The 14,613-nt window shown below is 28.0% G+C and carries 6 protein-coding genes; 3 read left to right on the top strand and 3 right to left on the bottom strand.

Going from position 1 to position 14,613, the window contains the following annotated elements:
- Nucleotides 1-909: 909 nt before the first annotated feature.
- The 3 genes from arsS to P3F56_RS00465 all read right to left on the bottom strand — a co-directional run bounded on the left by arsS (nucleotide 910) and on the right by P3F56_RS00465 (nucleotide 8,030).
- The gene (gene arsS, locus P3F56_RS00475; RefSeq protein WP_281152821.1) at nucleotides 910-1,905 is read right to left on the bottom strand and encodes an arsenosugar biosynthesis radical SAM (seleno)protein ArsS; all 996 of its coding nucleotides are present in this window, start codon (nucleotides 1,903-1,905) and stop codon (nucleotides 910-912) included.
- Nucleotides 1,906-5,288: 3,383 nt separating this feature from the next.
- Entirely contained in the window at nucleotides 5,289-6,338 is a 1,050-nt protein-coding gene (locus P3F56_RS00470) for a Rieske 2Fe-2S domain-containing protein (RefSeq protein WP_281152820.1), read from the bottom strand.
- Between the two features lie 1,536 nt (nucleotides 6,339-7,874).
- Nucleotides 7,875-8,030 (bottom strand): hypothetical protein, encoded by a 156-nt coding sequence (locus tag P3F56_RS00465; RefSeq protein WP_281152819.1) that lies wholly within the window; start codon nucleotides 8,028-8,030, stop codon nucleotides 7,875-7,877.
- A gap of 1,998 nt (nucleotides 8,031-10,028) precedes the next feature.
- Here P3F56_RS00465 and P3F56_RS00460 point away from each other — a divergent pair.
- From P3F56_RS00460 to P3F56_RS00450, 3 genes are read left to right on the top strand one after another with little or no spacing between them, the layout of a single operon-like run.
- Nucleotides 10,029-10,814 (top strand): hypothetical protein, encoded by a 786-nt coding sequence (locus tag P3F56_RS00460; RefSeq protein ID WP_281152818.1) that lies wholly within the window; start codon nucleotides 10,029-10,031, stop codon nucleotides 10,812-10,814.
- Between the two features lie 57 nt (nucleotides 10,815-10,871).
- The gene (locus P3F56_RS00455; protein WP_281152817.1) at nucleotides 10,872-12,581 is read left to right on the top strand and encodes an ABC transporter ATP-binding protein; all 1,710 of its coding nucleotides are present in this window, start codon (nucleotides 10,872-10,874) and stop codon (nucleotides 12,579-12,581) included.
- A 28-nt stretch (nucleotides 12,582-12,609) separates the two neighbouring features.
- Nucleotides 12,610-13,461, top strand: a complete 852-nt coding sequence (locus tag P3F56_RS00450; RefSeq protein ID WP_281152816.1) for an energy-coupling factor transporter transmembrane component T family protein — start codon at nucleotides 12,610-12,612, stop codon at nucleotides 13,459-13,461.
- The last annotated feature ends 1,152 nt before the right edge of the window (nucleotides 13,462-14,613 follow it).

Genomic DNA, 14,613 nt, shown 5'->3' with positions numbered 1-14,613 from the left:
ATTTAATAATAGAGAAAATTGTTTATATAGTTATAGTCCTATATAAGAAAAATAATACACATTTGAATATGAAAGAAAAGAAGAAATAACTAGTTAGATTAGTATTCTAAAATAGAGAAAATTTTTTGTTTATTTAACTGTTAAGCAAAGAAATATAAAAAAATATTTAAAGCTTATTTATCTCAATGTTTATTTTTCAAATATAAACTATAAGATCTAATTATTTTGGACTATGCTACTTTTTCTAGAATAGAAACTATTAAGAAAATAATAGAAGAAACTAAGTATAAACTACAGTATTTATCACCTGACTTTCCAGATTTCAATAAAATTGAAATTTGGTGATCTGTTGTAAAGAGTTAGCTCAAAAAAATGTTATCTAAATTCTAACCAGTTAGAGAATTTGCAGACACTATTTTCAAAAGCTCTCCTACTTTTTTTTATTGTGATATGGTAACCATTAATAACCAAGACTATAATAATTTTTTAAAAATAGTTAGAAAGTAACCTCAGCTTATTTTTAATATTTTAATTAAGAGATTAAGAAAAATTTTTTAGCTTAAATAGTTGTAAGTAATTATTTAAATTCTTTATTCATATAGCTTCTCAAGAATTTTTTTAGTAAAATATTCTCGGGATCTAAATAATTTATTAATTAAATTTAACTTTACCTATTCTTTAGATAAATAATATTTGATTTAAAAAAATGACAGTAGGCGCTAACGTGGAAATAATGTTGATTATAATCAATGCTTTAATCACGTTAACAATAATACCAGTAACTAAAAAATATTCTAAATATCTATACAAATACTGTTTTTTTATAAACAAAAATAAGAACAATATACTCTAAATTTTAAAGTTATTTATTTACTACAAAAAAATAAATTACTTTTTTATTTTTTATTTTTAAACTAAAGAACCTCTACAACTCGAACCACTTCCAGCTGTACATCCATAACAATAAGGGGCAGTTTTTATAGTTTTAATTATATCTAAGTTACCTAATGTTAATAGTTTTTTTATAGTAAGTGGTTCCCCATTTTCATTAGTTGAAAAAATATCTTCTGTTTGATTAAAGTCGCAATCATAAATATTACCATTATAATCAATTGATAGTTGATTTTTACACATTAAATGAGATAATGTTAGTTCATTATAATTAGACTTTAAAAACTCAAGATAAGAGAAATATAAATATTTATTTTGTAAATATTTTTTTGTCCTGCCCACTGGCATATTAATGATAGTAAAAAGACTATTAAAAATAATATTAAAATCATTTTTTAATTTTTTTTTGTATTCTTTTTCTAATCGATTTTGACTTGGAATTAAAATAAAATTATTATCTCTTGGTATAGGTGGATTATAAACTAAATCTAATCTTAAATTAGAGTCATTTCCATACCCTATTTTATTTAAAATTCGCAAGGCTTTGATTGAATCATTATAAACACCTTTTCCCCTTTGTGTGTCAACATTATCTTCTAAATAACAAGGAAAAGAAGCAATAATTCTTACTTGATGTTTAGCACAATATTCAGGTATATCTTCAAAACTAGGTTCAAAGTAAATTGTTAAATTAGAGCGGACAATCACTTGTTTTCCCATATTTCTAGCTGCTTCTATAAGAGGACGAAATCCATAATTCATTTCTGGCGCACCCCCTGTTAAATCTACGGTTTCTATTTGATGAAAACGGTTGATTACATCAATTAATTTCTGACAAATTTCTGGGGACAATTCTTCAGTGCGTTTTGGTCCAGCTTCCACATGACAATGAATACAAGTAAGATTGCATCGTTTACCTAAATTAATTTGTAAAACTTTTATTCTTTGCTTATTTAAAGGGTGGTTTATTTTACTTTTAAAGGGAGTGATCTTAGAAAGATTTATAATAGTCACTTCTAATCTATTTTTTAAATGAAGTTTAGTAGTTTTTATTATTATACATCGTCTAGTGACGTAGAGTAGATTGTATTTTATTTTAAATAACTATTATTATTCATTTCTCTATTGTTCTAAGTTTAGATTAGTACATTTTCGATAGTTTTATCGCTCAAGATAAATAGTAATAATAGCTTTCGCATAAAAATATATAGTATATATATACTTTTATTTTTTATAGTTAATTCTTTTAAAGAAATATCTTTATAAGTAAAATATTTTAAACTATTTAAATGAAGTTTATTTAAACCTTTGTAAGAATACTTAATTACGTCTTATTAATAAATATTTAGATTTTTTTGTATTTTGAAAATTATCTTCACAGAAGTATCTAGAAATACAACTGCTTTATAATCTAGAGCTATTAATATTTTTAGAGTAGAATATTGATTCTAATTATTTTTAATAATAAAAAAACATTTAATTTTATTAGCTAATAAAATTAGATAAATAATTACTATTATCTTCGTAATTAAGAATAATTAAATACAGTTATAAGCAATTATATCAATAATTAATTGACAATTAAAGTGGCTTGTTATAAAAATTGATTACATTTTATTTTAGGATTATTTAATAGTTAAGACAACACAAATTCTATTTAAACAACTATTCTACTGAATTTAGTCCAGAGTTAAATTTTGTATATTTTATATTTTTTAAATAGAATTTGTGTTGTCTTAACCAAATTTGTTAGATATTTATAACTAATAATTACAAATTAAATAAAAATTTAATTGTCAAAATTAACTACAATTAAATTACGTCGCATTTTTTTGTTAATTTTTGAGCCATAAAATAATATCTTTTTATTTGTTAATCAAAATCAATAAAAGTTTTACATTCATAAACATAAAAAGTAGTACTACTATACTTGCAGTTTTTATCAATGATTTTATACGTTAATTTTCTTGAATAGCTATCTTGATAGTCTAAAGAACAACATGAATTTGGTTGTTGGACTTTTACTCTTACTTGATAACATTCAAAACCCGCTTGTTCAATATCATAATTATTGAGAGAAGAAGCTCTTACACTGGGGCTAACTTCATAGTAATTTCTTAGATTATGACTGTAATAATTTTTTATTTCCTATTGTTGCAATGAATATTACCTAGGATTTCTAAATTTTACTCATGATTTTAGTTTTACTCTATCTGTTGTGTAAGAATAAAAAATATAAATATAAAGTTTAAGTATATATATTATATATAATATAACGGACAAGATGCTATAGCAGTTTTTAATCCAGATTAAATCATGATATTACCAATATTTTACTCTATTTATATCTCTAATATTGGATGCTCCATTTAGTTTAATAAATAGATTTTAAAAGAATAAATAATTTATCTTTATTTATTGGTAAACAATGAATTACTTAAAACTAAGTTATTTATTTAAATTAGATTAAATATAAAATCGTAGTTTTTTAGTTAAACTACTCAAAAATTGATTGAAATTATCAGTTGTTAATTAAATTTTTTAAAAAAATTATTCTTAAATGACATACAGTCAATAAGAAAGTAAATTTATGGGAGAGTTAAGTTTTTTTTAAAGAAAAGACATATACTGAAATACCTAACGACAAAAGTCAGTAAATAAATTTAAAATAAAATATATAAATTATCTAGTTTAAAAAAATTAAGCACGTGAATAATAAACAGAAACAATGCTCAAGAGGTTAGTTTTAAAAATGCAGATCTAAAATCTTAGACATTAAAGTATTTTTATTTCAATTAAAGCAAGTAATTATATAGTATCAGTAGATTTTAAAAAATGAGTAAGCACAGGAATTAAAACAATAACAAAATATAAAAAATACTAAAATAAGTGCAAGTTTAAAATCCGAATATTTTAGTAAAAATTAAAGAAATTAGTTTTGATTTTTAAAAACTCTATAAAAATGGAGTATATAAATGCTACTGACTACCTTAATTAATCATTAAACTGAATTAGTCTAAGTTGCTTAATCTTTAACTTAGTAGTTTTTTTAAAAAAAATTAAAGTCTAGACATTTAAAAATCTTCTGTTCAATACATAAGATCATATAAAAAAGAAGATTACCCCTAACTATGGCTTTAAACAGTTGAGAAGCCTTTAGAATTTTTCAAATTGAAAATAAATATTATTTCCACTGTCAAGAGCGATAAAATAAGTTTTGTAAGAATAGAAAAAAGTCTTAACAATTGAGGGTTTAGACTTCCGAAAGATTTGATAAGCCACATGAGTTCCAATATTATTATTGATGATAATAATTAATTCGTAATCATGATCAATATAAGAAAATTTCAATTTTTTCTTCAATACCAAGGAATATCAGGATCAGTATGATGTAGATAGGTAACCAGCTCTAACTATATTACAAAGCTCACATAGGGATCTAAAGAATATTTAAGTAGCCATATGAAGCACACTTGATAAGTGAAAAAACCTAAAACAATTATCATTAAAGTTCAGTAAATAGCACTAGTAATTATGTCCCGTTTTTCCGAGAGATTCAATACAACACTATTAAGTAAGCTTATTAAGCCATTTCTAGTGAGAAAATAAACTTTGATAACAATCATGACCCACTACAAATAATACCCAGAAGATGGTTATATGTGCTACCAAAAAATTCAGAGTATAAGCTATGGTGTAGGGCAAACTAACAATGGTAATCTCACCAATAAAATAAAATAAAATTAAAACTTAAATACGGAAGATTTTAAAAAATGGTGGGTAGTTACTACTTTGACTTCCTGTAAAATAGTAAGAAAGTTTTTCTATAATTTTACGTTCAAATCCCGCAGTTATTGGCTGCTGAATTCTCTGAACATCTTCTATCTAAAAGTAATTTTAAAGTAAAGAGAGTTAGAAGTCGTCAATTTAGAAGTAAAATTGTTTTCCTACTTAGCTTTAAGACAAAAAGTTAACCCTAGCCTAAACTTGGAGCGTCATAGATATACAGACTATGTCGCTATTTTTTACGCGTGGTCTATTTTCTGATAGAAAAGTATTCAATGCCATTTAAATTAAAAGGAAATTTTTCTTTTCAGATATATACATTTTTTTAGATATATAAATCCATATTCTTCTATACTAACTGTAACAAAACCTAAATATAAAAAAGCTAAAAGTTCAATATCACAAGATTCTCAAAATTTTAAGAACTAGATTTTTATAGAAATCTAGTTCTTGGGACTATAGAATTCCATTTAGAATGAGAGTCCTATAAGTTATTAGTTTCTAATCTATTTTGCTCAATCCAGAAGAAACTATTTTACTTAAAAGACATCTAAGATTGAAAAGTAACATGTTAATATCTTTGATAATCTTAGAGACCTCATTGGTTTTTTCTAACTGCGCCAGCGTAACATTCTCGATTCTACTGGATTCTTAAAAAGTCGATTTTCGGCCTTAGACTTTTGATATTCTTGTTTTAGACGAAAATACCATTTTGCCTGGGTGTCTGCATCATCAATCAACATTAATGCAGGATTGTAGCTCAGCCCCTCTCGTTGTTGAATTACCGCATCGCGATCTTGTGCTAAAAATTGACGGGTGAAGAACCTCAATAAAGGTTTAAAAACTCCCATCCAAGGAATTGTCCAATAAATGCTCTGAAAAGCTTCACATTCGTTTTCATCAATAGGAGTAATGGTGGTTAATAAACAAGCAGAATAGCGATCACCTCTTAAAATTTCTATTCGCACACTAGGTAATTCAAAGATAATTTCAATAGAAACCCTATCACCTAAGAGTTTATAAGGGCGTGCACTCACTGGCATATCATAGGGAACAAGACGAAATCCTTGAGTTACAGGTTCATATTGCTTTTCCTTGACTCGAAATTTTTGTGGACCACTACGCCACCACCAAGAACTATGAATGTGAGGACCGTGGGCCGGATCCATCAGTCCAATAGTAGCGTGGTCAATATTACAGACAAAATGGATGACTTCGGAAATTCCAGGTTCGATCTTACCAAAATCCGGGATAGTAGGCACTGGTGGAATAGTAGCTAAATCAGTTCCTTTGTCAGTATCCATCGCAAAATAGACCCAGATATTTCCTTGAACTTCTTGGCAAGCATAGGTAGGAACCCGAATACGACTAATATCTAAATCATCATATTCAGTTAAAGAAGGAATTTCCCTACAACTTCCATCATGAGTGCTAAACTTCCAACCATGATAACGGCAACAGACATTGTCTCCATCCATCGATCCATATTGCAAGGGTATCCCTCTGTGAGGGCAAATGTCACGAATAGCAAAGACTTCTCCATCTTTACGCCGTCCGACTAAAATTGGTTCGCCAAGCATCTTTTTATGAACCATTTTACCTGGTTTTAATTGTTTCCCAGGTAAGGCGACATACCAAAAATCACGTAATAGGGTGGTCATAAAGCTATCCTCCTCCTCTCAGGAGAGAGGGCATAATTTCTTTGGTTTTGTTCCACGTTAATCAAGATTGAAATCGATTTTATCTTAATAAATCTCTAAGGTTAGAATTATAGATTACCAAAGTTATGAATGGCAAACAAGAATAATACTAAATATTTAGTCTGGAACATCTTCTCTACATCGATAATTTCCTCGAGAGTGATAAAAAAGTAGATTTAATATTTTAAGGTATTCTTCGCCTAAATCATCTGAATACAGAGTTTACTTTCCAGTTAGAAGTTAAAAGTTTTGTTTCGTAAAGTTTACAAAATTACAAAAATTTTGTTTCTATAGAAACAAAATTTTTAGGGTTAACAGGACAGATTCAAAATAAAAGTTAGACTAAGTTACAACTCGTTAGCATATCACAATTAGTACAAAAGAGCAATTTTATAAAAAAATCTTCTTCTTTTTATAAAAAAATGCAATTAAACAAAAATAAAAGCCATACAAATTTTATAAAAAATAGGTCTTTACTGGATAAATTGACGAATTTAAGTGTTTATTTCTTTTTAAAAAAAGCTGTAAATCTACTTTTGTAGATTACTTTTGGCATACTCAATAATACTTGTTTTTTGAAAAAATAATTTTCGCTATAAATTTCTATATTCTACTTTATGCTTTTTAAGCAAATGTTTTTATAAATAAAACTTAATTCTAGTTAACAGTAATAAAAGTAGCCTTCCCAATCAGTACTTTAAGTAATCTCTTTTATTGCTAATAAAAGAGATTACTTGAGTTTTATATCAAATTTCTATTCATTAGTTCGGGAATAATCTTGTTAATTGATAAAGCATAAATACTTAGTCTTTAAATCTTTAAACTGCACCATATAACTAAATAAAATTTTATAAAAACTAACTATATAATTTGGAATTATTCCAAAAAATAACTAATATTTTTTATAGCAAAACAGTACCTTAGACAAAGTCTATTACTATTATTTTAGGCTAAAATAATAGTAATTATAAAAAAATAAAAAGTATAAAATACTAAGTTAAAGATAATTAAATTGACGCAAGTTTTCATTGGGTTGATATCAGCTATAAAATAGAAACGAATTTTATAACTATCATCCGCCCATTATCAGCAAATATATTGTTTAATCTAAAGTAACAATGTATTGTTAGCCATATCATTAATACCTATATAGGAAAAATAACTCTCTAGATTAAAAAAATTTAGCCGTGCTATGATAATGTCCGAAATATACATCTATAAAAAAGTTGCAAAAATTCTCTATTTATTTTTCTTCATGTCAAGCTAAAACATACTGCAGAAAAACAATTACTCAGTTCCATAATGTTACTACTGATAAAAATTGGGGATAAGTTTTACGAATTTATATAAGTCCACCCAGTTCATAAAATTATTATAAATCATTCTCAACACAGACAATCTTTTCTTTGCATTCTACATCACTTATTTCACTTAACACAGAGATTAATAATGTCAACGAAAACATTGCATTTTGACCCCATTTTGTACCCAGATTTCTTATGAAATATAGGTTTGTTTCAGTTTAGAAAGACTTTTGAGGTAATCTAGGGCACCTTGATGACTTCGTTCAGTTAGGTAAAATAACGTTGTGTCTAAGGAAATCACATCATAGCTATGGGTAACTTCTTCTAAGACTGTAATTTCTAGATCCATTTTTCGATGATTAATAGCCCCCGCAGAGCTAGGAGTAACAACTGTTTTACAAATGCGTTCAAGTAAACTATGATTGTTTTCCTCATTCTCTTATAAAAACTGTGAGACTCTGACCAACCGGTCAGGATTTTAACTAAATTGCATTCTGATAAATAGTTGCAATAATATCCGGTAACAGTAACATTGTTGGCATGAATAAGCAAACTGAACACCTTTTCAGGGTTAGTAAACGTGATTCTATTAAAGTAAAGTCATATATTTCCCAAGCGTTTTGAACTAAGTTTGCCCTTTGGAGTTAATCCTAATTAAGGTATTTTAGAAGATAAGAATAAGTTTCTCGAAAGTATAACAATTGAGTAACAAGGAATTCCTCACGAATAGTTGTCTTCAAATATTGAGTAGCTACGCTATATCTGACATCTTCAAAGAAGATAGAGACAAATTTTTGAGAAAGTCCTCAAAAGAAAATATTGAGAATGATGACTTCTGCTATGGTGTTGTAAAGTCTTCCTGTATATCCTCCTACTTCGTGAGCTGTTACTGTTACTGTAAAAAAATAATGGTATAACGACATAAATCCTAAGTTAGGAGCTTTTCTTTCTCTTGCAGTGAAAGGGTGATATTTGTGGGCGTTGATTTTGGGGGTTGATAGGTTTCTAGAGCTAAGGAAAAAAGTTGTAATTTCTGAAGTTATAAAGCAGTTATATAAGATTTTTAGCTTTAAAAAGTCAGAATAATAAGTGAATATATTTTACCCATAAAAGAAATTTTATTTTAACGTTTAAGTTAAATATAAAAATTAATTAATCAATAAAATTATTAATATTTTTTATTATAAAAAATCTAACTATGTATAGATAGTACACTCAAAAATAAACCTACTTATTTATTGCTGATAAACAATTTTTAAATCTTAAATACCAGTATTTAAAAACTTATTTAACCCAATAAAAATGATATAGTACTATTTTTATTAGTTTTATAAAAGAATGCAAGAATTAATTTTAGCAAAAATAATTATTAGTTGACTCGACAAAAAACATTCAAGGAGTTTAGATAGAGATAAATTAAATTTAGAATAAGTTTTGTCTTTAATTAATCAATCAGAAGTAGATAATACTACCCGATTTTTTTATCTAAGTTAGACGTAACTAATATATAACTAACTAGGTCGTAGATATCACCTCAGTCAGATTTTTCAATTTTGAGCAGATCTTAGAAAGAGTGACATTATGATGTAATTCTGTGTATTTCTCTTCTTAATCGTAACTGGTAGAATATTCAAGATAATTCATCAAGGCTAATAAATTAACACTAGGATCCTCAGCTTTAAACAAGGACTCGAGTTCCTAAGTCCTAAACTAATTTTATTATTAGTCTTAGTTTTTCCTTGCAGATGATATTTAGTTCAGTTTTAGATGGAAATCTGATTGCCACTAGGAACTCGTTAGTTATTTATAATTGTGATTTTTCCCACTTCCTTTAAAGCAATTGTTTAGAGTCTACTCATTAAAATTTCAAGAAGTTAGCTGGGTTAGTCTAAAACTTTAGGAAAGAAAAATACAGTAGCAATTATCAGCAAAATTAATCGGGGTTTTATTTTTAAATTTTAAAAATTTGCATTATCATAACTGATAGTTATGCTAGATTTAATCTCAATCTTTGTATTTTTATTGAAAAGGATAAACCTGTTTTATTCATCATCAGAAGTCATAAAAATTATTATTAATATAATATATCCGTAATATGTGCCATTGATTAAGTCCAGAAAGTCTATGATTTTAATGGATTATTCGGGTGATATAGAAAGATTGATAGTTAATTAACTATCATCACTGTGATGTTATCTTTGGACCATTTTTTACACAGATTTGGTAACTCTTTCTAAAAGATATATTGTTCTTCTGTTTGATGGCGTACTTTGCTCCCCAACCAAATAAATTCACCATAACTGCTTAAAGACAGCTTAGAATAAAAAGGTTATAACATTAACCAGCTATGTCATCCTTAATACTTCTCAAAGGCGAAGAAAGAGAGGTTAAAACTTCAGGAGGAGCCTCCGTCGATGGCACTCCCCTAGATTATATTGTGGTCTTGTCTGCTGTAGTTACAGTTCTCGCATTTATCCCTTTTTCCATAACCATTGGTTCAGGGGGGTTGTTTCCTATGAGTCAGGGGATTTTTCCTTTAATTGGGTGGTTACTAGGTCCATTAGCTGGAGCAATAACTAGTGGAATGGGGACTCTTATTGGTGTGTTTCTCGCACCTCATACTGCAGGAATTCCTCTGATTTCTATTTGGGGAGCAGTGATAGCTAGTTTTACGGCCGGTGTAATGTCTTCAGGAAAGAGAAATACATATTGGCGTTTTGGGTTGACCCTTGTTTTTCTAATTGAGTTATTTTTATATACTCGCCATGCTCTCTCTAATGGTGTTTCTCTCTCAATAATTATTGCCGGTTCTTTTATTAACTGGTCAAGTATTTTATTGTTTGCCTTACCCACCTGTTCTTTGATTGCACAATGTATTAATAATCAGAAACCATTTTTAGTAACTGTTGGGGTATTTTTGGGAACTTGGATGGTTATGGGACTGTCTCACCTAGGTCAAGTTGTTATTACCTACTATATTTTTAACTGGCCGGAAGAAACCTGGTTATTTTTAGTTCCTATCATACCGTTAGAAAACTTAGTCCGTTCTTTGATAGGAGCATTTATCGGTATTAGAGTTATTTCTGGTTTACGGGCTATTGGTTTGATGAAACCCAAACAAGCTATTTATTAATAGAACACAAAAAGTAGAAGTTAATATATTTTTTTTTGCCCATTTCATTGAAAAATTATGGATGTGATTGCTCGTTTAGAAAATGTCTCTTATCTTTATCCTAATTCCTCCAAACCCGTTCTCGAAAATATTTCATTAAATATTGCTCAAGGGGAATTTTTGGGCATTGTTGGTCCAACTGGTGCAGGCAAAACTACTCTTTGTTTAACCCTTAATGGAATTATTCCCCAATTTTATGGGGGTCGTTTTTTTGGGTATGTCACCGTTGGGGGACTTGATACAATAAAACAAACAGTCAGTACCTTAGCGCAGTACGTGGGAGTAGTTTTTGAGGATTCTGAAACTCAACTACTGTCAACTTCAGTAGAAAATGAAATCGCCTTTGCCTTAGAAAATCTTCTTGTGGAACCTGATGAAATTATTACCCGTATTCCCCAGGTGTTGGCAGCAGTTCGGCTTGAAGGAACTGAAAAGAAACATCCTCAAGAATTATCAGGGGGGCAAAAACAAAGGTTAGCAATTGCCGCAGCTTTGGCCTTACAACCAAAATTATTGATTCTCGATGAGCCCACCTCCCAGTTAGATCCCATTGGTTCCCAAGAAGTATTTGCTACTGTCAAGGAATTAAATCAAGAATTAGGAGTCACCATTGTTATGGTGTCCCATGCTGCAGAAGAAATGGCTGAATTTAGTGATCGTATTGCTCTATTATCAGAGGGAAAATTATTATTCACCGGTTCTCCTCATCAAATCTACTCAGAAATTGAACTTCTCCAAGCTCAAAATTTACGTCCTCCTGAAGTTGCTCAAACTTTCTACTACATTAATCAAAAAGGAATTACAGTTCCTCAAATTCCTATCACACTTGACAAAGGACTTTCCACTCTCAAGCGTATACAAAACAATGTAGCCATTGCGCCGTCATTAACTCCGCCTAAGGCTTACGCTCGAAATAGAGAAAAATTAGTGCTCTCAACTGAGAATTTAACCTATATTTATGAAAATGGAACAAAAGCTTTAAACCAAGTTTCGTTAGACATTTATCAAGGAGAATATGTATTGATTGCTGGTCAAAATGGAGCTGGAAAAAGTACTTTAGTTAAACACTTTTTAAATCTTTTATCTCCTTCCCAAGGAATTGTTAAAATTTGTCAGCGAAATATCAAAACTTTTTCTGTAAGCGAACTGTCTTGTTTTATTGGTTATGTCGGGCAAAATCCTGACAACCAAATCTTTAATATGACAGTGGAAAAAGAAGTTTCATTTGCCTTAGAAAATCTAAACTATTCTGCTGAGAGAATTGATGAAGAAGTTAGGAAAAATTTAGAAACAATGGGTTTATTAAAATATCGCCATGTCCATCCTTTATCTCTACCAAAAGGTGATCGTGCTCGAATCTTAATTGCTGCTATTTTGGCCATGGAACCTGATATCATCATTTTTGATGAACCAACAACTGGACAAGATTATCATGGTTCTCTTTCTATTTTAGAAATGAGTCGTCAGCTACATAAAATGGGAAAAACTGTTATTATTATTACTCATCATTTATATCTAATGCCAGACTACGCTCAACGCGCAATTATAATGGGTAAAGGAACCATTTTACTCGATGCTCCTATTCGTGAAGTTTATTATGAAATTGACTTATTAAAGTCTACATATCTTACTCCTCCCCAAACAGTTTTTTTGGGAAAAAGTTTAAGTCAATCTTCTGGACAAAATTATCGTGTATTAACTCCTATTGAATTAGCTAACTGTTTTTAACTCACTATCAATTATCAACTATAATCCTATGTTTAAATTTGAATCTATTGAACACGATACCATTTTTAACCGTTTGGATTTTCGGACTAAACTAGTGATGATTGTGATAACTACTCTAATTGCTTTTATTTGGGATAGTCCTATTACCGGAGGAATACTTGCTTTATCTATCAGTTCTGCTTGTTTGTTAGCCGGGATTAAATTAGAGTATTTTAAGTTAGTTATAAAAGTAATGTTTCCTTTTTATGTCTTTCTATTAATAACTATGGGGTTTTTTAATGTTGATCAGATTAAAACTTTAATTAATAGAAACACTTTGACACCTGTTTTTAGTATACCTCAAACTTTTTGGTTGATTGGAGGAGCTTCTATGAGTCAAGAAGGGATTATATATGCTTTAAATATTATTTTTAAAACTTTAACTATGATTTTAGTTATTCCTTTAGCTATTTTTACCACTGATATCAATCAAATGGTAGTAGGTATGGTACGAGTAAAGATACCTTATAAAATCGTTTTTATTTTTTCCTCTACATTGCGTTTTTTTCCTCTTTTATTAGGAGAAATTGAGACTATTATTGAAGCTCAAAAATTACGTGGACTGGCTATAAATAAAATGGGATTAATCTTAAAAACAAAGATGTATTCAACAGTTGCAGTTACTCTAATTCTCAACGCAATGGCTAAGTCCCAGAAGTTAGAAATTATTCTTCAATCTAAAGCATTTTCTGGCAGTTCTAACCGCACTTATTTACATAAATCATTACTTACTATTACAGATTATATAACAATTGTTTTGTTGATTCTTTTATTGATAATTGTACTATTTTTTTACTTTAGATTCGGTGTAGGTAAATTTGCTTGGTTAATTTATTCTTAGTCACTCATTTATTTATTTTGCTATTACTTAATAATAGTAAATTGTTTATTCTAAAATAGATTATGGAAAAAATAACTTTTATATATAGTTTTTCTATATTCAATTATTCTATATTATTTAATTTTTGAGATTTAGGAACTGTGTAACTAATAAAAGTAATTTTACTGGACATATTTTAAGAAAAAATACTAGATTAAAATGATATTGAGTTGTTGAGATATTCAATAGTAACCTCTATAAATTTAATAAATTAACAATTAGAGATTTTTCTTGGATAGGGAAAGAAGTCTACACTCAAGATTAATCTTTACAAAGTAAAATATAATCGATGTGGATAGAATTCATATAAGAGTTAATTTAACTTGAAAAAAAAGAAAATAAACTCAAATTTATTAAGACAAAAATCATTGAATATGTCGTCAATAGTGACATCAAAAATATAGCAAAAAGTAATAGACTGAGTTGACAAAAAATAGAAACAATCATCAAAGATATAGATTAAAAATTACAGATAGAAAAATTTTATAAACTGAAACAGTTAACAACAGATACAATTGTTTTTCCTTATTTTATTTAGAATAAATTCTAACTGCATAAAAAAGTCCCACAATTATTTTGTGATACTGGAAAATATTTAGGATATATTGTTTGACGTTTAGTCTCAATTTTTTACTTGCCTATCTTATTCTGTAAATTACAGAGTTCAAAAGAAATTCAATAAAAAAATATTATAAGTACGATTATTATTGCCATTAAAACTGACTTAACTTTTATCTCATAAATTAGAAAATTATCATTAATAATGTAAATTAAATTAATTTCTTGTCAAAAAATCTTTAAGTATTATCTGGTTTATTTATTTTGTATAAAGAATAAATTTTATTCAAAATAATATTTAATGTTACCTAGAACAAATTTAATATTGTTTATAATTTCTGACTTTTTTAAAGATCAAAATAACCGCCACACAACCTTACTCTTTGACAACCATTAGGACTTTTATCATTGACACTAATATCTTAAGCCTAAAGTTAATAATGACACCATATACAACCACATTTTCTAACATATAAAACCAAGAAAATATCTTCTATAATTTCTATTAAAAATAACTTAAATAGAAATTATAGAATTAGCACAACTTAGAATTGC

Source organism: cyanobacterium endosymbiont of Epithemia clementina EcSB (genome assembly GCF_029919255.1).
Classification (GTDB): Bacteria; Cyanobacteriota; Cyanobacteriia; order Cyanobacteriales; family Microcystaceae; genus Rippkaea.
This window is presented reverse-complemented; position numbering and strand designations above follow the sequence as displayed.

What these genes read in the sequence shown, in the direction of transcription:
- P3F56_RS00470 (WP_281152820.1), bottom strand. Translation starts at nt 6,338, where the DNA reads ATGACCACCCTATTACGTGATTTTTGGTATGTCGCCTTACCTGGGAAA.
- P3F56_RS00465 (WP_281152819.1), bottom strand. Translation starts at nt 8,030, where the DNA reads ATGGATCTAGAAATTACAGTCTTAGAAGAAGTTACCCATAGCTATGAT.
- P3F56_RS00460 (WP_281152818.1), top strand. Translation starts at nt 10,029, where the DNA reads ATGTCATCCTTAATACTTCTCAAAGGCGAAGAAAGAGAGGTTAAAACT.
- P3F56_RS00455 (WP_281152817.1), top strand. Translation starts at nt 10,872, where the DNA reads ATGGATGTGATTGCTCGTTTAGAAAATGTCTCTTATCTTTATCCTAAT.
- P3F56_RS00450 (WP_281152816.1), top strand. Translation starts at nt 12,610, where the DNA reads ATGTTTAAATTTGAATCTATTGAACACGATACCATTTTTAACCGTTTG.